Here is a 20119-nt window from a genome sequence, read left to right as displayed (position 1 = left end):
AAGGGGCAGTGCTGAGATGAAGCACTGCCCCTTCACTACATTTGTGCATTTGCTATTCAGCTATTACTAGTGTGCTACTTGCTGGCCAAACACTAGTCAGACATTATGGCACTACAGTTACTATGCGTTCTAAACACTATTAATGCGATAGACATCGTAAACACCCTCAACTTGACGAACCGCATTCAGCACAATACTTAACCGTTGCGGATCTCCGATCTGGAATGCCCACTTAGAAATAGCCACGCGATCATCGAGAGTTTTTACTTGAGCTGATATAACATCAACCTTTGATTCAGAGAGTGCATGTGTAACGTCAGATAAAAGCCCTTGCCGATCCAAAGCCTCCACTTGAATACAGACAAGAAAAACAGCTGCTGACGAGCTCGCCCACTCTACTTTTACCTCACGATTTTTATTTTTTTCAATAAGGTGAAGTCCATTAGGACAGTCAGCACGATGAACTGATACCGATCCCATACGAGTAATGTAGCCAATTATTGCGTCACCTGGCACGGGCGTGCAGCACTTAGAAAGTTTTACACTGATTCCCGGCATACCATCGACAAGAACACCAGCATCATCGGTCGTTTTTACGGCATGATGCGATGTGTGGAAAGCAGTACGCTCAGTGAGCGTTTCTTCTGCTTCTTCCATAGTGCCGAAAAGAGAAACTAAACGACTAACAACGTGCCCAGCAGTAATATTGCCGCTTCCCACTGCGCTATAGAGAGCCGTAGCATCCGCAAAGTTAAGTTCTTGGACAAGTTGCGCCATCGACTCGTTATTGAGGAGTCTGTGCAACGGAAGTCCTCCACGGTGTATTTCCCGTGTTATAGCTTCTTTTCCCGCCTCAATATTTTCTTCACGACGTTCTTTCGCAAACCACTGACGAATCTTTGTTTTAGCCCGCCCCGAAACAACAAATTGAGCCCAGTCGCGGCTTGGTCCTGCACTGGGATCTTTTGATGTAAAAACTTCAACAACGTCGCCATTTTTTAATGTATTTTCCAGTGGGACAAGTTTTCCATTAACTTTTGCGCCAATACAGTGGTGTCCAACCTCTGTATGTACTGCATAGGCAAAATCGATGGGTGTTGAACCCGAGGGAAGGGTAATAACGTCACCTTTAGGCGTAAACACAAAGATTTCTTTAACTGCTAAGTCGTAGCGAAGCGACTCAAGAAATTCACCCGGATCAGCAGCCTCCCTTTGCCAATCAAGCAGCTGACGCATCCATGCCATACGGTCTAATTCTGCAGAATCACCTTTATGGCTACCCTTTGTTTCTTTGTACCGCCAATGCGCCGCAATACCGTACTCAGCAGTTTGATGCATTTCTTGAGTACGAATCTGCACCTCAAGTGGTTTCCCCTGCGGACCCACCACAGTAGTGTGTAGGGACTGGTAAACCCCAAACCTTGGCTGCGCAATATAGTCTTTAAAACGACCAGGCATAGGCTGCCACAATGAGTGAATAACCCCTACAGCCGCATAGCAGTCCCGCAGGTCGTCACAAATAACTCGTACTCCGACCAAGTCATAAATATCGTTAAACTCGCGGCCTCTAACAACCATCTTCTGGTAGATGGACCAATAATGCTTAGGACGACCATAGACGTTAGCATCTATGTTGGCTGCTTTGAGTGCCTGCTCTATCTCTTCAATTACTTGTGCTAAATAACGCTCTCGCGATGGTGCCCGCTCACTGACAAGGCGGACAATCTCATCGTATTGGCGTGGGTAGAGGATATGAAAACTCAAATCCTCTAATTCCCATTTCACCGCTGACATACCCAGGCGAGCAGCAAGCGGAGCAATCACGTCAAGGGTTTGCCGGGCTTTTGCAGCTTGCTTCTCCGGTGGAAGAAAACGCATAGTGCGCATATTGTGAAGTCGATCAGCAACTTTAATAACGAGTACCCGTGGATCTTGCGCCATCGCAATGATCATTTTTCGGATAGTCTCAGCTTCAGCTGCAGAACCTAATGCAACGCGATCGAGCTTAGTAACTCCATCCACCATCGCTGCAATTTCTTCACCGAAATCAGCAGTAAGTTCCTCAAGGGTATAGTCTGTGTCCTCTACTGTGTCATGTAGAAGTGCGGCAGCCAAAGTAGCCGTATCCATACCAATTTCGGCTGCAATGGTAGCTACTGCTAGAGGATGTGTGATGTAGGGATCACCAGATTTACGATAAACGCCCTCGTGCAGACGCTCCGCAGTTTTATATGCGCGGACAAGAAGGTCAACATCTCCACCAGGATGAAAACTATGATGAACCGCGATAAGTGGTTCAAGAGCCGGCGGGACTGTGGTTCGGCTTCCTATCATCCTGCGCGCAAAACGGGCACGCATACTTTGTGAGGAGAATCCCCCTTTGCCAGCAACAGACGGATTATTGTCAACCATCGAATCACCTCCGCCAGTTGCTAATTACACATTACACAAGTGTGATGCTACGCTGTTGTAATCGAAAATATAGGAAGATCTGGAAGATTATTCCTACCACCCAGATCTGCTAATTCTAGAATGGTTGCGAAACCAGTCACTACTCCCCCAGCTATATCGATGAGTTCAAATGCTGCTTGAGAGGTACCTCCGGTAGCAAGGACATCATCAACAACGAAAATATGTTTGCCTTCTATATCAAGACCTTCAGCAGGGATTTCTAGAGCTGCCTCACCATATTCCAATCCATAATCTACATGGTAGACAGGAGGAGGAAGCTTACCAGCCTTTCTTAACGCTAAAACTCCCACATTATTAAGAGCAGCTACTCCCGCAGCAATCAAAAAACCGCGTGCATCTAGTCCCGCAATAATATCTGCGTCACCTGCCCACTCTGCCATCTGGTGCATGATGCCATTAAAGATAGTCGGATCAACTAATACCGGAGTTAGATCAGCAAAATGAATACCATCTTGCGGAAAATCAGGAACCCAGCGAATTGTACTGTGGATCTGTTTCCCTAGATCGGATGTCATTGGAACCACTCTTTCCATTTTCTTATATTCCCCAACGATCCATATTCCATCCCACACTTGCTGCAGATCGTCCTTGCGTCACTCCCTGTAAATCATTTCTGACAAATTGCCATCGTAACTGTACGTAGAGAGGAATGGCATACCCCATGTCATAGACATACTGCTGGAAATGAGCAACAGAATGGGCAAATTCTACATAGCGATCACTACCATCTTGCTGAATTGGCATTGTTTCACCTTGTAGATTATTGAGGCGTCTAACAGTAGCAAAGAGACCGCGTGCATCACCACTAGTGAAATCAGGTAATCTATACGGACTTAATCCAACAAGGCCACTTGCACTATCGAATGAACCACCCGGGCCAACAGCTCCTGCTGTGCCAAAAAGAGCCGCTTGCGCATGGGAAGAGGAAAGAATCTCTCCGGTGTAGACTTCGGTCGGAACTCCTACCACAGAGAAACCGCTACTTTTACAGTCCTCCGACACCAATTTAATAATGTGCTGTGCATGTGAAGATCCTGCGGGATAAACAACATTCACACGTTGTCGCCGTGGTGGTCGCGTACTGGAAGGCCGACGATCCAACGTAGTCCAGGACGATATCTGTTGAGCAACTGGCTCATTGTCCAAAGGCACAATGGCAGCAGGTATATGGCTATGAACTTCCTCGGAATGAGTAGTCGTTACCTCATTATTTCGCGCAATGTATGCAGTGATTTTCTCTAGTGGAATGCACCTCAAAAATGCACGTCTTCTCTGCACATTTGAAAAAACACCATGCGTCGAAAGACGCAGCTGCATGATATTTTCTGAAGAAATTACTGCACTCGTAGATTCTTCAGGTGTTGGCGGATTAGTGTCTTCAGAGGAGATATCTGCTACGCGAACGTGTCCATCACGAATCTGCTGTTTAAGATTAGCTCGTGTGGAATAAATGATAATTTTAGAAACTCGAGCTGGGTCGCCCCACCATTTATCGTTACGTTCCAAGGTAATTGTTCCATCATCCCCTACATTGGCAATTTTATAGGGGCCTGAAGAGACGAACCGATCAAGATCTAAGGGGGAATGGTCTAGACGCCATCCATGGTTCCAGAAATCAGCAACTCGATGGAGTTCTTTACTATTCTTGTCGCTCAGAAGCTTCCGTATATCGTGTACACCCGTTTTTTCTGACACGATATGCCACGGCATGATAGACCCAGCTCCGAATAAGGCGAGCCAATCACGAGGTAATTGTTCAGACCGAAAAACTATCTTTGCGTGTTTAGAGTGAGGATCACACGTAATAGTCGAGATTTCGGAAAGCCCTGGCATCGACATAGCGTGAAAAAGATTATTTTTTTGAGGACGCCGAGCTAACCAGCTCAATAAGATATCGTCACATGTTATGGGCTGGCCATCAGAAAATTGAGCATGCTCATTGATAGACATGTCGACACGAGTCGGTTTTCCCAGTTTAACCTGTACGGTTCCAAACTCTGTGTCGGCAAGTCTATTCCCCATGCCGTCAACATACGAGAATCCCGTATTAACGCGCGGGAATGCAGCTAGACTTCCTCCTGTGTAACCAGCCACAGTGGAAGTGTTGTAATCGATAACGGGACCATCAAGACCGTAACCAACTACATCACTACGTTGATTCCCCAGTGTGCAACCAGAAAATACGATCGATAGTAGACAAGCAATACTAGTAATTCCAATACGCTGAAGTACCGAATTACGCATGTGATTGCACCTTAGTCAGCAGCTGCTTTGACAGTTTTAGTAGTACTTTCTGATGTGCGTAACTCTATAACAGACTTATCGTGTTCCTGGACATCCTTACTAAAGCGTTTCTTGATATCAACCACAAGAGGAGTAGCCAAGAAGACGGATGCGTACGTACCCGTGATAACACCAACAAGCTGAATAAGAGCTAGGTCCTGTAATGTACCGACACCCAGCATCCACACCGCAACAACCATCAATGAAATAATGGGAAGAATAGAAATGATCGTCGTGTTGATTGATCGCATAATAGTTTGGTTAATCGCCAGGTTTGCACCTTCTCCATAAGTATGTCGCTTATGGTGAAGAGCCGCCTCAGCATTCTCTTGTACCTTATCGAACACAACGACGGTGTCGTAGATGGAGAAGGCGAGAATTGTGAGAAGGCCAATAATCGTTGCTGGTGTTACTTCGAACCCGATGAGGGAATACACACCGGCGGTAGTAAATGTACAGAAAACTAGCGATGCTAATGAGGCTAGTGCCATGTCCCGTTCAAAACGAAGGGCGATATACAGACCAACAACAACGAGGAAGACGACCAAAGCTAAGAGAGCTTTTTTCGTTACTGTCGTTCCCCATGTATTAGACACGGTCGAGTCTCCAATTGCAGAAGCACCAGAACGTCCAGAAGAGTCTTCAGGTTTGAACTCCTCCCCCAGCTTCATCTTAATCTGCGCAACTTGACCATTATCGAGGTGCCGTGACTGGATTTCCACCATGCGGCCAGATCCCGACCCCACGATAGAAACATTAGAAGGCTCAAAACCCAGAGTATCTGTAAAGACCTGCTCTACTTGTGATGTCTCAATATTCTTTGAGCCCGCCGGCATATTAAGTTTCGAACCACCGGTGAAATCTACCCCAAAGCTAAATCCTCGAATAATGATAGAGAGAATAGCGATGGCAAGAATAACACCACTGGCGATATACCAATTTTTACGCTTACCGACAATGTCAAAGGCGCCAGTACCAGTGTAGAGACGGGTGAGTCCGGAGTGACGTTGTTTTGCAGGATCATTTGATGAACCATAAGCTTCATCAAATTGCTCAGCGTCAACATCGATCGGAGCAAGATTCTCTGCCATGTTTACTTCTCCTCTCCAGTAGCAGCTTCAGCAACCGGGGCGGTGCGCCTTTCTTCAACTAATCGGGCAGCGGCAGCACGACGCTCTGCAGTAATCTCCTGCAGCTTGCCCAAACCGTTGAAGCGTGGATTCGACATAAACTTCAGATGCGAAGCAAGTAGCACCAGTGGCGAAGTGACAATAAAGACGATCAAAATATCGAAGATAGTAGTCAAACCAGTGGTGAACGCGAATCCGCGAACCTCACCAACTGCAAGAGTGTACAAAACGATCGCTGCAATGAACGTGACGGCGTTACCAGTGACAATAGTACGACGTGCTTTCGCCCAGCCACGCGGAACTGCTGAGCGGAAGGATCGACCTTCACGGATCTCATCTTTAATACGTTCAAAGAAGACGACGAAGGAGTCTGCTGTAGTACCAATACCGATAATAAGACCAGCTACACCAGACAAATCAAGTGTGTAACCAATCCAGCGTCCTAGTAAAACCAAACTTCCGTACACCATAGCGCCAGTAGCAACCAAGGAAATTATGGTGACGACGCCCAAAGCACGATAGACCGCAAGAGCAAAGATAGCAACGAGGACGAGACCGACTAAACCAGAGATAAGACCCGCATTCAGGGATGCAATACCGAGAGTAGCCGGAATCGTGTCAACTTTACCGCCAGGAGTTCCATCTGGTGAAGAGAAATTCAGTGGTAGAGCACCATATTTCAGGTTATTTGCCAAAGAGACAGCTTCGTCTGTATTAAACGGACCAGTAATTTGCGTATTACCGTTTTTAATCGGTTCTTGAATGGACGGTGCAGAAACAACGTTAGAATCCAGCACCATAGCTACTTGTTTACCGGTGTATGTGCTAGTGACACGTGCCCACGTATCAACTCCTTTACCTTTGAAAGAGAAGGATACGTATGTATGTCCCTGTTGATTGTTAAATCCACCCTCGACCGTATCAGCTTTGATAAAAGATCCATCAAGACGTGATCCGTTCGGATTATTCGGATCAATGAGAGGAGCAGGACCTAAAATATATTTCTGTCCTTGCGAATCACACGTGACGAGCGGACGCGAAGGATCATCATTACCGGCAAATCGGTCAGCTTTCTGACATGTCATCTTCGACGCATTTTCACGCAAAATGCGCAACTGTTGATCCGCGGCAAGAGGTTTCCCATCTTCACCATTAAGGGGTGCTTGTCGGAATTCTCGCAGTGCTTCTATTTCACGTTTACGGACATCGACAGATGTTTCATCTGACTTATCTTTAACTTTTGGCTGCTGATCCACCTGAGTGTTGTCAGGGCCGAGAGCTTCCATCACTGGACGCACGACAAGCTTAGCTGTAGTACCAAGGTTACGTGCATCTTCAGCACTCGATCCAGGAACAGTAATGACGAGGTTATCGCCATCACCATCAATCTGCACTTCAGCACCGGAAACGCCCATACCGTTAACACGGTTCATAAGAATCGTCTGAGCTTGCTTCAACTGATCATCAGAAGGATTACCGGAAGGAGTAAGGGTAACCCGGGTACCACCTTGTAAATCGATACCAAGTTTAGGTGCGCCTTTACCACCACCGGTACAGAAAATAAGGCAATACATCAAAATCACGAGGATCGCGAAGACGCTCAACAGAATATACTGAGTAGATTTCTTCGACGATGGCGTCGCGGTCGTGTGGTTAGCAGCCACTGTCGTCGGACTCCTTTAAGTAACGTTTAAGCCAGAAAAGCCGTTAGCTTTTCCAGACTACGGCCATTTGCTTAATTATCCGAATCCTCGGTGGAAGTGTCCTTCGGATGATCTGAATCTTTCCCGTCTATACCGTCTAGACCTTCAGGCGTATCAGGAATGATCAGATTATTCATTTCCTCTTGTTTATTTTCAGTAATCTGCTGAGGCGCAGCTTCCTGCTTATCGGCATCTTTACTATCGCTGTGGGCAGCTGTTTCTAATTCCTCATCGAGATCGCTCTTAGTATCTTCGACTTTTCCGCGTACGGAGTTCAGATCCCACGTCGTAACAACTCCATCGGCGATCATAAGATCGATCTTCGTATCAGAAACTTTTACTACAGTGCCATATACACCGGCAGTAGTGGATACTTCATCACCCGGAAGAAGCTCTGACAGCATACTGTAACGCTGTTCCATCATCTTCTTCTGCTTACGAGACCCGAGCAGCATGAAGACGATCATCGCAATAACGAGAACGATGAGCATTATTGAACCAGCCATATGGTTTCCTTCCCACTAGCGCAATGCGCTTATCTATTATTCTTTCACCATTACAGTGTGCCAGTGTTATCTGAAAATAACCCAGCTTGATTGGTATTGTGAGTTTTTCCCGTAGCTGAGGTGCTAGACGGTGGAGTTAACCCCAAGTGTTCCCAGGCACGTGCAGTCGCAACTCGCCCTCGCGGAGTTCGAGCCAACATGCTTGTTCGTACAAGGAAAGGCTCACACACTTCCTCAATAGTATTCGGTTCTTCACCAACTGCTACAGCGATAGTAGAAAGCCCCACAGGTCCACCATTGTACATGCGAATAATGGTCTCTAAGACCGCTTTATCTAGACGATCAAGTCCAAGATCGTCCACATCATAAACTGACAGTGCAGCGCGCGCGACCTTCCGGTCAATACGTCCTTTCGAGCGAACATCTGCGTAATCTCGAACTCGTCGAAGCAACCGATTCGCAATTCTCGGAGTACCTCGTGAACGCGATGCTATTTCTGCTGCACCACTGGGAGCAATATCGATGTCGAGAATTTTCGCGGATCTGTCAATAATTTCTTCTAGTTCTTCAACCTCGTAAAAATCTACATACCCGGTATATCCAAAACGATCTCGTAGTGGACTAGTGAGTAGCCCCGCCCGAGTTGTCGCTCCTACCAGGGTAAAAGGTGCAAGACTCAGAGGAATAGATGTAGCGCCAGGTCCTTTCCCGACCATGACATCGATACGAAAATCCTCCATTGCCTGGTAGAGAATCTCTTCTGCTTGACGTGAAATACGATGAATCTCGTCAATAAACAGAATGTCCCCCTCCTGCAAATTGGAGAGTATCGATGCAAGATCGCCAGGTCGTTCAAGGGCCGGTCCAGACGTACTACGTAAAGTAGTCCCCATTTCTTTTGCAATAATCATGGCCAGTGATGTTTTGCCAAGGCCGGGAGGACCGCTGAAGAGAATATGATCTGGAACTACTCCCCTACTACGGGCACCACTAAGCACTAAATCAAGTTGTTCTCGGACTCTCTCTTGCCCAATAAAAGTTGTGAGATCAGTAGGGCGAAGGGTTAGCTCCTCATTCTCTCCCCGCAGTACTGTCCCAGCAAGCACATTTTCTTCGGAGGCAGATGAGGCAGACTCATCCCCCAACAGTCCTCGCCGCGCAGAAACAAAATCATCATCTGTAAATTCGATCATGACCGTGCTCCCAAATACGCTAAGGCTTTTCGCAAAACAGTGGAAGTATCTGCATCTGTTTGCTGTTTAAGAATACTAGAAATGGCATTTTCTGCTTCACGTGCAGAGAAGCCTAGACCGGTAAGAGCTTCTTCCACTTCTACTGCAACACTTGAAGTAGTCGGTGTTCCCTCTACACCGGTCGGTTGTACAGCGACAGCATCAACTTTATCTTTTAGTTCAACAACTAGACGTTGCGCGACTTTTTTACCAACACCGGGAACTTTTTGAAGTAGTGCAATATCCTCTTGTGACAATGCTCTACATAAATCTTCAGGAGTAAAAACAGAAAGAATTGATAGCGCCATCTTTGGCCCTATACCAGACGTTTTTTGTAGAAGAATGAAAAGATCTTGTTCGTTGCCATCAACAAAACCATAAAGAGTGAGATCATCTTCGCGAACTACCAACTCTGTCAGTAATGTTTCTGTGCTGCCACACGTTAGGTTCGCGAGTGTACCCGGGGTGGCAAAGACGCGATAACCTACTCCACTAACGTCAATGATGACGCTGTCAAACAGTATGCGAGTAACAGTGCCAGTAAGGGAAGCAATCACTTAAAATTCCTTGCTACGAGTTCTCGTCATAAGAACGCCAACAGCATCCGCAACAGAAGAAGGCGGCTGAATTTCTCGAAGTTTATGTTGTAGCGGATTTCGCCATAAATGGCAGATAGCAATGGCGAGCGAATCTGCGGCATCAGCAGGACGAGGTTCTTCAACTAAACCAAGAATACGTGTCACCATAGCAGTAACCTGTGCTTTATTAGCATGGCCATTACCCGACACTGCCGCTTTCACCTCACTGGGAGTGTAAAACGTTACAGGAATATCACGTCGCGCTGCTTCCATAGCAGCAACCCCCGCTGCCATCGCAGTTCCCACTGCAGTATTGCGATTATGTTGGGTAAAAACTCTCTCAATAGCAACAGCATCTGGCTGAAAACGATCAAGAATAGTGGATACTCCCTCCGATATATCCAGTAAACGACGCGCTATATCAGTATCTATGGGAGTTCGGATAACATCTACAGCAACTGGCTTAATCGCTGCACTATGTTGTTGTAAACACACTACCCCAATACCACAACGAGTGAGGCCGGGGTCAATACCTACAACACACGATTGAGACATGACCACCGTCCTCACTCATCAAGGGAATGAAATTAAGCGAGACAATTTCTTGTACCAGCGTCTGTACTAGCGAGAAGAAAACTAATCTTCGTCGCCATACAACTCTGCAGCTACCTCATCAGAAACTGTCATATTGGTGTATACGTTCTGAACATCGTCGCACTCTTCCAGAGCATCAACGAGACGAACGATCTTTTGCGCACCGTCCAACTCTAACGGCACTTGTACTTCAGCACGGAACTCAGCTTCAGCCGACTCGTAGTCAAGGTCAGCATCCTGGACAGCTTTTCGAACTTCTACAAGGTCAGAGGGACTACACGTTACCTCAAAGGTAGTATCCTGATCGACAACTTCTTCTGCGCCGGCATCCAATACCGCCATAAGAACATCGTCTTCGCTAATGCCGTCTTTCTTCTCCACAGCAACGACACCAATGCGATTAAACAGATAACTCACCGAACCGGCATCTGCCATATTGCCCCCATTACGAGACATAGCGATGCGAACTTCACCTGCGGCGCGGTTACGATTATCGGTAAGGCACTCAATGAGGATAGCAACACCATTAGGTCCGTATCCCTCATACATGATGGTTTCCCAGTCAGATCCCCCAGCCTCGGCACCAGAACCACGCTTAACAGCACGGTCGATGTTATCTGCAGGAACAGAAGACTTCTTAGCCTTTTGAATGGCGTCATAGAGGGTAGGGTTTCCAGCCGGATCTCCGCCACCGGTACGCGCTGCTACCTCAATATTTTTGATAAGCTTGGCGAACATTTTGCCGCGCTTAGCATCAATTGCAGCTTTCTTATGCTTAGTCGTCGCCCATTTGGAGTGGCCACTCATAGTGTCACGTCCTTTCCCTCAACGTGGTACATACATCTTTATATACGTTTATCCGTACTGTAAGCACCACATACGTCCTTATAAACTAAAATTAGCTATATACAATGTACTGCCTAGCTAACGAGCATGCAGAATCTACACGTGCAGAACCTACATGGTACCCTGCACAATCGACAAAAAATACTGGTGCATACGAAGATCTGTAACAAGCTCTGGGTGGAATGAAGTTGCTAAGGCATTCCCCTGCCTAACTGCTACGGGATTAGTGTTACCGTGCGTATCAGTCACAGTGCAGAGAATATCCACAGCTTTCCCAACTTTTTCAACCCAGGGAGCTCGAATAAAAACTCCTCTAAACGGTTTCATCCCAAGCGGAGTAATTGTTAAATCTGCTTCGAATGAATCCACTTGGCGTCCGAATGCATTACGGCGGACAGTAGTATCCATCGCGCCGAAGCAGCGTGCATCTTGACGCGTATCCAGCACTTCTTTAGCCAAAAGGATCATACCAGCACATGAACCATAGACAGGAAGACCCTCCCGCAGCAAATCTGCTATTGGCTCCCACATATCACATACTGTTAGCAGCTTACTGAGCGTTGTAGATTCTCCACCGGGAATAACAAGTCCATCAAGACTATGGAGATCACTAGGCCGACGGACTCTCTGTGTTGTGGCACCACATGCTTGAAAAGCATCAATATGTTCAGTGACAGCACCTTGTATATCGAGAACGCCGATAAGAGGAGCAGACATAAACCTAAATCAGTATCCTTACCAGCCGCGATCTGCAAGACGATGATCGACAGGAAGATCATCAACATTAATACCCACCATTGCTTCACCGAGACTCCGCGAGACATCAGCAACAACACTAGAATCGTCATACATATTGGTTGCTTTAACGATAGCGGCAGCTCGTTTTGCCGGATCCCCCGACTTAAAAATGCCGGAACCAACAAACACACCATCTGCACCAAGTTGCATCATCATTGCGGCATCTGCCGGTGTAGCAATACCACCAGCAGTAAAAAGAACTACCGGCAACTTTCCCTTTTCCGCGACCTCTTTCACTAGCTCGTATGGAGCTTGCAGTTCTTTAGCAGCAACATAGAGTTCATCCGGGTCCATTGCTTGTAGCCGTCGAATACTGGCATTAATAGAGCGGATATGCGTAACAGCGTTGGAGACGTCACCCGTACCAGCTTCACCTTTAGAGCGAATCATCGCGGCACCTTCAGTTATCCGTCGCAGTGCTTCACCTAAATTAGTAGCTCCACACACGAAAGGAACCGTGAAATTCCACTTATTGATGTGATTGCTGTAATCAGCGGGAGTCAGAACCTCTGACTCGTCAATGTAGTCCACCCCAATAGCTTGGAGAACTTGTGCTTCTGCGAAATGGCCAATACGGGCCTTCGCCATCACCGGGATAGTAACGGCATCTTTGATGCCTTCGATCATGTCCGGATCCGACATTCGTGCTACACCACCTTGTGCACGAATATCCGCAGGAACACGCTCAAGAGCCATCACCGCAACTGCACCCGCATCTTCAGCGATACGTGCTTGTTCTGGATTGACGACATCCATAATGACGCCGCCTTTAACCATTTCAGCCATGCCGCGTTTTACTCGATACGTACCGGTCTGATTGTCACTAGTCATTAATGACTCCTGTTCTCTGCTGATCCTGTAAAGGAAATACCAGAATAAAAACTATCCTTAACAGCTTAAACTACTATGCGGGAAGATAAGTCAGTCTTGCTCAGCGTGCGAAGAATTCTCTAACTCTACCGAGTCCCAACTATCATCATGCGTTTGCACATCGATATCCGGCCACGATTGATCAACAATATTGAAAAAGTAGGGCTTTGGAGCGTGCCCCGCTAAATGCAGAAACTGCACCATTGGCATAGTCTGAACTGTGCGGGCTTCCCGAACTGCATTGTTATAAAAGCGACGCGCCAAATTAACTCGCAATGCTGCTTCTTGTAAGTCTGCGACATACTCACGACCGATATAAGAAAAATCTGAACGCCGCAATACCAACGTCAGATCATTTTCGACAGTCTCCCGCTCCCGCATATCAAGTAACTGCGTGCACACCGTCGATTCCACGATATGTGCACAATGGCTAATTGTATTAGCATCAGTCACGATCTCTGCGGCTTTATCCGGATCTGTGGTTAGATCTGCGGCGACTCTTCTCATCTCACGAGCCGCCATTCGCGCAGATAATGCACGTCTATCTAACGCACCTTCAAGAGCAATCGCAGTTTGTTCACAACGCTTATGCAGCCGGTGAAGTCGTTGTGCCGTCAAATACGCCCAGGTAGCAGTGATAATGACAGCAATAGCGACAATGCTAATAAGAATAACAGCCCAAATTGGTAAAGAAATCATTTGAGCTGCACCTTTCCTGCACCTAATGTGACAGTTTCATACACGGCCAGCACTTGCTGAGCTACTACTGACCAGTCATATTGCGCTACCACACTTGTAGCATGAACTACCTTTGCCGTTGTTTCATGCTTATCAGTGAGTGCTTGCACAATTGTCTTGCCTAGCATGTCTGAGTCCCCCACAGAACTCAACCATCCAGCAGCCCCTTTATCTAGCACCGCTGTAAAAGCAGGAATATCACTGGCTACCACGGGAACACCTGCTGACATTGCCTCAACCAGGACAATTCCGAAACTTTCTCCTCCTGTATTAGGAGCAACGTAAATACTGGCAGAACGAAAAGCGGACGCCTTCTCCTCATCAGAAACATGCCCCAAGATAGTGAGGGTACCCACTTTTCCAGCAAGTTTTTCCCGTAATATCGCAGCATCCCCATCGCCGATAACCATTAGTTCAACATCTGGATATTGTGCATAAACCCGTGGAAGTGCATCTATCAAAACATCCATTCCTTTTCTCGGTTCGTCATAGCGCCCCAAGAAAAGCAATACGGGATGATCATTCACTTCATACCCAGGTAAGGGCTTTGCTGTGCGGAATTTTGATACTCTCACCCCATTGGGGATCAGTACCGCATCTCCCCCAATCCCATCCATTTGCCAGCGTCGAGCCATATTAGATACGGCTATATGCCCGCTAATACCCTCTAGCCGCTTCATTAAAAAAGATCGAAATACTCGTACAAGAGCACTAGGTTTTCCAGAAGCATGAAATGTGCTCACAAGTGGCCCCTGTGCCATATATGTAGCCCACATTGTGAGGCTAGGTGAAGCAGGTTCGTGTAAGTGCACTACATCAAAGTCACCTTCAGCAATAAATTTACGAACGGCACGCCAATGCTGTGGGGTAAAACTCAAACGAGCTACTGAACCATTGAAGGGGATAGGAATAGCTTTCCCCGTCAGTGTGACATACGACGGTACACTGTCAGTTTTTTCTCCCGGCCCCAGAACCTCGACATGGTGGCCGAGTTCAATCATCTCATTCGCAATCTCAAGGATGTGTATTTGTACTCCGCCAGGAATATCAAAAGAATAAGGGCAGATCATACCAATACGCATGTGTTAGTCGTCCTTCTCCCGTTCGAGCCTTTTCACACCTTCTTCAATATGAGAAAGATGACCAGCTGATAGATCCTTGAGCCACAAAGGCTGTAACAGATGCCAATCCGCTGGATGCTGAGCGATATTTTTTTCGAAAACATTTGCCAACTTCTGGGTAGTGAATTCCACTCCCCTGCTGGTATCCAACGGCTCTTCTATACGTATTCCCCACCCACGTGATGTATACCAGCAATGAACGGGACAAAGAACAGCACCTGTATCAATAGCCAGTTTAGCTGGCCCAGCAGGCATACGTGTTTTTTCGCCAAAAAAGACTACTTCTACCCCTCGAGCTCGCAAATCACGCTCGCCTAACAGACACACGACCCCATTATGCGACAATGCTTCTCGCAGTCGTTGCATAGGAGCAACTGCTCCCCCCGTAAGAGGGACAACATCAAATCCCAAACTTTCCCGATAATCAACAAAACGTTGATAGAGACTTTCGGGTTTGAGTCTTTCCGCGACAGTAGTAAATGTTCCCACTGTCTGGACAAGCCACACGCCCGCCATATCCCAGTTACCCGAGTGTGGAAGCGCCAGGATAACACCATGACCTTTTTCTAGAGCATGAGTAATATGTTCTTTCCCAGTAACAGAAATATCTAGTTCGGAGAAACGCTCCTCTATATTCATAGTGGGGAGACAGAATGCTTCTCTCCAATATCGAGCGTAGGACCTAATAGAGTCCCGCACTAGGCCATCAGGGACTTCCTCTGGCCCATCAACACCTATAACACGCGCAAGGTTCCTCCGTAATTGTGTGAAATCTTTACAACGCGCAATAACATCGGCAGCCTGATTGAAAAGACATTCAGAAAGAGAACCTGGAAGCGCTTTCACTGCAGCCCACCCTAAGGCATAGGCTTTATCGGATAGTCCTTCGCGCAGCTCCACTAACCAGTTATGTAGCTCAACCATAAAGGTAAAACTCCTTGTTAAAGCGCCGCAAAACTCTCTACAGCGATTTATATAAAAGGATTAATTATCCTGTTCGGTGAAATCTTCTCTAGCATTTGGAGCTTTCGAAGCTACATATAGACGCTGAATAACGGTAAAAATACTACCAATGGCCAAAACCCACATGGCGGCATCAATACAGTACGACAACCACCGTACATTGTAATGAATACCGATACCGGTAAGGCACAGACAGACCAAGGAAATAATGAGGCGTTCAGGCCTTTCAATAAGACCAACGCTGACGGGAATTCCCGAAGCCTCTGCACGTGCTTTGGCATAGGAAATAACTTCCGAAAAGACCAGGGTGACAAGTGTTGTGATGAGAAGCCAGGTATCGCCAGCGCGATTCTCCATAGCCCACCACAAAATTGATCCAAAAACCGCACCATCTGCGACCCTGTCCAAGGTGGCATCAAGGATCGCACCATACGGCGTACCATGGCCGATTTGTCGCGCCATCGCACCATCAACAAGATCGACAAAAACCGTCAATCCCAACAGTAAAGAACCAATGATGATGTGATTAGTAGCAGCAATAAAAACAATAGCCAAAGTAATATTGAGAACTGTTCCAAAAACAGTCACCATATTCGGCGTAACACCAATTTTGAGAAGCCCGCGAGCTATCGGGTTAATTATTTTCGAGATCCCCGGACGAAGATACTTTCCGATCACAGCTTCTCCTTATACCGAACTATCTCTGTCGGCAGTTTGACGTACCCATTCTTCCGACAGTAGTCGGCGTGTTTCTCGCAATGTTTGCGGGAGCACTTTAGTGTTTGCGAAAAGAGTAATAAAGTTGGCGTCACCAATCCAGCGAGGAACAACATGCTGATGTACATGCTCCGACACTGATCCGCCTGCTCCACTGCCAAGGTTAAAACCTATATTAAATGCATCAGGATGCGAAACGGCACGAATCACGCGGATGAGTCTTTGCGTCATCAACGATAACTCTAAAACCTCATCTTCGGTGAGATCCTCATAATGTGCGACTTTTCGATAGGGAATGACCATAGCGTGTCCGGGATTGTAGGGATACAAGTTCAAACACACAAAACAGAATGTTCCACGCGCAATGATAAGACCAGATTCATCATCCCCTTGCGGAATTTTCACAAAAGGATCATGGTCAGATGGCTCTGCTACTTCCCCATTCTCAGTATTATTCTCCACGGGATCGGGGTTTTCCGCGATATAGGACATACGGTAGGGAGCCCATAAACGTTCGAGTTTATTGGGCTCCCCTGCCCCGGTATCCACATACTCAGGCTTTGGCACGTTCTTCCTTTACCAACTCAGCGGTAGGCGACTCATTGCGCTGGGAACGCGCCCATTCCGTAATAAGATCTATGGCCTCAGCACGAGGTACTCCGTTGGCTTGAGAACCATCACGGAAACGGAACGATACGGCTTCTGCTTCTTCATCGCGAGCTCCCGCCAACAGCATGAACGGGACTTTTTGGGTGGTGTGCGTACGGATCTTCTTCTGCATACGATCATCGCTCAGATCTACTTCAGCACGAATACCGCGTGCAGATAGCTCTGCGATGATGTCCTGCAGATATGGAGCAAAAGCATCCGCAACAGGAATTCCCATCACCTGTACAGGTGCTAGCCACACGGGGAAAGCACCTGCATAGTGTTCTGTCAGAACTCCGAAGAAACGTTCAATAGAACCGAAGAGCGCACGGTGAATCATGACAGGACGCTGCTTGCTACCGTCAGGAGCAGTGTATTCCAAACCAAAACGCTCAGGCAGATTAAAGTCCAGCTGTACAGTGGACATCTGCCACGTGCGGCCAATAGCATCACGTGCCTGTACAGAAATCTTCGGGCCATAGAAGGCAGCGCCCGCCGGATCTGGAACAAGTTCCAGTCCAGATGCCTCTGCGACGCGCTGCAAAGTACTGGTGGATTTCTCCCAAATCTCATCTGATCCAACAAACTTATTGGGATCCTTCGTGGATAGTTCTAGGTAGAAGTCATCCAAACCATAGTCACGCAGTAGTGAAATGATGAAGTTCAAAACGTTGGTGAGTTCTTCTTCAAGCTGATCCTCTGTGCAGTAAATATGGGCATCGTCCTGAGTAAACCCACGTGCACGAGTGAGACCATGAATAACACCTGACTTTTCGTATCGGTACACAGTGCCGAATTCAAAAAGACGCAGAGGGAGTTCTCGGTATGAACGACCGCGCGAAGCAAAAATAAGATTATGCATCGGGCAGTTCATCGGCTTGACGTAATAATCCTGCCCAGCCTTACGAACTTCCCCATTTTCATCGAGTTCCTCATCTAAATGCATAGGAGGAAACATGCCATCCGCATACCAGTCAAGGTGACCAGAAGTCTTAAACAGATCCCCCTTCGTAATGTGGGGGGTGTAAACGAATTGGTAGCCGGCTTCGATATGACGACGCCGTGAGTGCTGTTCCATCTCGTTGCGGATAATGCCACCTTTGGGATGGAATACGGGGAAGCCCGAACCAATCTCATCGGGGAAGCTGAAGAGATCAAGCTCTGTACCTAGACGACGATGATCACGCTTCGCTGCTTCTGCCATACGATCGAGGTACTCGTCCATGGCTTCCCGCGATTCCCACGCAGTTCCGTAGATACGCTGCATCGCGTCATTTTTCTGGTCACCGCGCCAGTATGCTGCAGATGAGCGCGTCAGATGAAATGCGGGAATGAACTTCGTGGTTGGTACATGCGGGCCACGGCACATATCGCTCCACAGTACTTCCCCAGTACGCGGATTGACATTGTCATAAACCGTGATGTCACCATCATTGATATCGCCAGATTCTTCACCAGTGAAGGTGGCACCCTGCGCTTTTTCACGAAGAAGCTCTAGCTTATAAGGCTGATCAGCGAGAAACTCTTCCGCCTCAGCCAAACTGCTAAATGAGTATTTCCGGAACTGCTGCCCTTGTTTGATGATCTTACGCATAGCTTTTTCAATCGCTTTAAGATCATCTGGAGTAAATGGTTCATCGACTTTGAAATCGTAATAAAAACCGTTCTCAATAGCTGGCCCTATACCGAATTTGACGTTAGGAAACAGCTGCTGAACCGCTTGCGCCATCACGTGGGCAGCAGAGTGGCGAATAATAGTACGACCCTCTTCTGTGTTGGCGGGGATACCCGTAACAGTAGTGTCACTATCGGCTACCCAACCAAGATCGTGGATAGTCCCGTCACTAGTGGTGACACCGAGTATTGCCGTGCTGCCTTTTGTCGGTAGGTCAGTATCGCGAAGTGCGGTACCAGCGCGCGTACCAGCAGGGACAGAAAATACAAGATCGGCCGCTGTGAAGGCGGCCTGCTGAGAAGATGAGTCATTCGACACGAGGAAATGCTCCTTGATTGTGGTGCGGTGCTACATACCTGGTAGCTACCGACGTTGCCTGATCATCTTAGCGCGAAGAAGCACGAATATTCCACGCAGCGTAGTGAGGATCCTTCTTACTGCTGGAGAAGAGTGAACCAGGAGCAGTACTACGATACAAAAAGTGGTCCCAGCTGGGATCGAACCAGCGACCTCCCCGGTGTGAACGGGACGCTCTTCCACTGAGCCATGGGACCCTTTGCATATCGATGCCATTCAGCCGTTCTGTGAGTGTGTCACTCGCCCAGATAGCATCAACTACAATGAGAAGAATCTAGCAGACTGCAGCTTCTTTGTCCAAGCAGCACGTGACATGCCAGTAGTACTGCCCAGAGGATCTCCTAGAGTGTTGCTCGAAGCACTGTCCACGTAGCGTGTCCACGTAACGTATTGCCACACGATTGTGAAGTGACCCATTCTGGACCGTGCCAGCGGATAACTTGTCTACGCTAAAACGAGTTCGTAAACAACATGCAACACACCTGTGAACAGGCGATTTTGCACAGGGGCTTGTTGTCCGCTAATGTAATCGGAGCAAGCCCAAGAGCGAGCGTCGTTCGAAAGAACATGAGTTCAGGGAATGTAATGCGGATGTAGCGCAGTTGGTAGCGCATCACCTTGCCAAGGTGAGGGTCGCGGGTTCGAATCCCGTCATCCGCTCCATGGTGGAAACACCTGCGGTGGAGTGGCCGAGTGGCGAGGCAACGGCCTGCAAAGCCGTGCACACGGGTTCGATTCCCGTCTCCACCTCTCTTTTTTTTGAAGCCTGCGCGATTAGCTCAGCGGGAGAGCGCTTCCCTGACACGGAAGAGGTCACTGGTTCGATCCCAGTATCGCGCACCACTTAATGTGACGGTCGAAAGGCCGTCACATTGCTATTTGCCACTG

18 protein-coding genes and 4 tRNA genes are annotated in these 20119 nt (G+C 47.6%); 3 read left to right on the top strand and 19 right to left on the bottom strand.

All coding sequences use genetic code 11. The features are described from left to right. Positions 1-129: 129 nt before the first annotated feature. The 19 genes from DI579_RS01755 to DI579_RS01665 all read right to left on the bottom strand — a co-directional run bounded on the left by DI579_RS01755 (position 130) and on the right by DI579_RS01665 (position 19428). Positions 130-2412: a bifunctional (p)ppGpp synthetase/guanosine-3',5'-bis(diphosphate) 3'-pyrophosphohydrolase gene (locus DI579_RS01755; RefSeq protein ID WP_290595302.1), complete on the bottom strand. Its 2283-nt coding sequence runs from the start codon at positions 2410-2412 to the stop codon at positions 130-132. A 47-nt stretch (positions 2413-2459) separates the two neighbouring features. Beyond that, positions 2460-2987 carry an adenine phosphoribosyltransferase gene (locus DI579_RS01750; protein WP_290595303.1) on the bottom strand — a complete coding sequence of 176 codons (528 nt, stop codon included), beginning with the start codon at positions 2985-2987 and terminating at the stop codon, positions 2460-2462. Between the two features lie 22 nt (positions 2988-3009). Then, complete coding sequence (locus DI579_RS01745; protein WP_290595304.1) at positions 3010-4716, bottom strand: ABC transporter substrate-binding protein; 1707 nt, start codon at positions 4714-4716, stop codon at positions 3010-3012. A gap of 11 nt (positions 4717-4727) precedes the next feature. Then, a complete protein-coding gene (gene secF, locus DI579_RS01740; RefSeq protein WP_303678592.1) occupies positions 4728-5846 on the bottom strand; it encodes a protein translocase subunit SecF in 1119 nt (372 codons plus the stop codon). Positions 5847-5848: 2 nt separating this feature from the next. Continuing rightward, positions 5849-7549: a protein translocase subunit SecD gene (gene secD / locus DI579_RS01735; RefSeq protein ID WP_303678591.1), complete on the bottom strand. Its 1701-nt coding sequence runs from the start codon at positions 7547-7549 to the stop codon at positions 5849-5851. Positions 7550-7620: 71 nt separating this feature from the next. Beyond that, positions 7621-8094: a preprotein translocase subunit YajC gene (gene yajC / locus DI579_RS01730; protein WP_290595307.1), complete on the bottom strand. Its 474-nt coding sequence runs from the start codon at positions 8092-8094 to the stop codon at positions 7621-7623. Between the two features lie 50 nt (positions 8095-8144). Continuing rightward, positions 8145-9200, bottom strand: a complete 1056-nt coding sequence (gene ruvB, locus DI579_RS01725) for a Holliday junction branch migration DNA helicase RuvB (RefSeq protein WP_306558885.1) — start codon at positions 9198-9200, stop codon at positions 8145-8147. Positions 9201-9283: 83 nt separating this feature from the next. Continuing rightward, the gene (gene ruvA / locus DI579_RS01720; protein WP_290595309.1) at positions 9284-9883 is read right to left on the bottom strand and encodes a Holliday junction branch migration protein RuvA; all 600 of its coding nucleotides are present in this window, start codon (positions 9881-9883) and stop codon (positions 9284-9286) included. After that, entirely contained in the window at positions 9884-10459 is a 576-nt protein-coding gene (gene ruvC / locus DI579_RS01715) for a crossover junction endodeoxyribonuclease RuvC (RefSeq protein WP_290595310.1), read from the bottom strand. Between the two features lie 81 nt (positions 10460-10540). Further along, positions 10541-11305, bottom strand: coding sequence for a YebC/PmpR family DNA-binding transcriptional regulator (locus tag DI579_RS01710; RefSeq protein WP_303678590.1), 765 nt, complete (start codon positions 11303-11305; stop codon positions 10541-10543). 150 nt (positions 11306-11455) lie between these two features. Then, a complete protein-coding gene (gene pdxT, locus DI579_RS01705) occupies positions 11456-12061 on the bottom strand; it encodes a pyridoxal 5'-phosphate synthase glutaminase subunit PdxT (protein ID WP_290595312.1) in 606 nt (201 codons plus the stop codon). Positions 12062-12079: 18 nt separating this feature from the next. Continuing rightward, positions 12080-12973: a pyridoxal 5'-phosphate synthase lyase subunit PdxS gene (gene pdxS / locus DI579_RS01700; RefSeq protein ID WP_290595313.1), complete on the bottom strand. Its 894-nt coding sequence runs from the start codon at positions 12971-12973 to the stop codon at positions 12080-12082. A gap of 90 nt (positions 12974-13063) precedes the next feature. Further along, positions 13064-13711 (bottom strand): hypothetical protein, encoded by a 648-nt coding sequence (locus DI579_RS01695; RefSeq protein WP_290595314.1) that lies wholly within the window; start codon positions 13709-13711, stop codon positions 13064-13066. Then, the gene (locus DI579_RS01690) at positions 13708-14832 is read right to left on the bottom strand and encodes a glycosyltransferase family 4 protein (RefSeq protein WP_290595315.1); all 1125 of its coding nucleotides are present in this window, start codon (positions 14830-14832) and stop codon (positions 13708-13710) included. The genes DI579_RS01695 and DI579_RS01690 overlap by 4 nt, the downstream gene beginning before the upstream one ends. A gap of 3 nt (positions 14833-14835) precedes the next feature. Beyond that, complete coding sequence (locus DI579_RS01685) at positions 14836-15795, bottom strand: phosphatidylinositol mannoside acyltransferase (RefSeq protein WP_290595316.1); 960 nt, start codon at positions 15793-15795, stop codon at positions 14836-14838. 60 nt (positions 15796-15855) lie between these two features. Then, positions 15856-16512 (bottom strand): phosphatidylinositol phosphate synthase, encoded by a 657-nt coding sequence (gene pgsA / locus DI579_RS01680; protein WP_290595317.1) that lies wholly within the window; start codon positions 16510-16512, stop codon positions 15856-15858. A 9-nt stretch (positions 16513-16521) separates the two neighbouring features. After that, positions 16522-17118 carry an HIT domain-containing protein gene (locus tag DI579_RS01675; RefSeq protein WP_290595318.1) on the bottom strand — a complete coding sequence of 199 codons (597 nt, stop codon included), beginning with the start codon at positions 17116-17118 and terminating at the stop codon, positions 16522-16524. After that, positions 17105-19192, bottom strand: a complete 2088-nt coding sequence (gene thrS / locus DI579_RS01670) for a threonine--tRNA ligase (protein ID WP_303678589.1) — start codon at positions 19190-19192, stop codon at positions 17105-17107. Before thrS ends, DI579_RS01675 begins: the two co-directional genes overlap by 14 nt. Before the next feature lie 164 nt (positions 19193-19356). Then, positions 19357-19428: transfer RNA gene (locus DI579_RS01665), tRNA-Val, on the bottom strand. A 390-nt stretch (positions 19429-19818) separates the two neighbouring features. On the opposite strand from DI579_RS01665, the gene DI579_RS01660 reads away from it, so the two are divergent. The 3 genes from DI579_RS01660 to DI579_RS01650 all read left to right on the top strand — a co-directional run bounded on the left by DI579_RS01660 (position 19819) and on the right by DI579_RS01650 (position 20074). Next, positions 19819-19894, top strand: a tRNA-Gly gene (locus tag DI579_RS01660). Between the two features lie 16 nt (positions 19895-19910). Then, positions 19911-19981, top strand: a tRNA-Cys gene (locus tag DI579_RS01655). Positions 19982-19999: 18 nt separating this feature from the next. Further along, positions 20000-20074: transfer RNA gene (locus DI579_RS01650), tRNA-Val, on the top strand. Positions 20075-20119: the final 45 nt, after the last annotated feature.

The sequence above is a fragment of the Lawsonella clevelandensis genome (genome assembly GCF_003241315.1).
GTDB classification, from domain to species: domain Bacteria; phylum Actinomycetota; class Actinomycetes; order Mycobacteriales; family Mycobacteriaceae; genus Lawsonella; species Lawsonella clevelandensis_A.
This window is presented reverse-complemented; position numbering and strand designations above follow the sequence as displayed.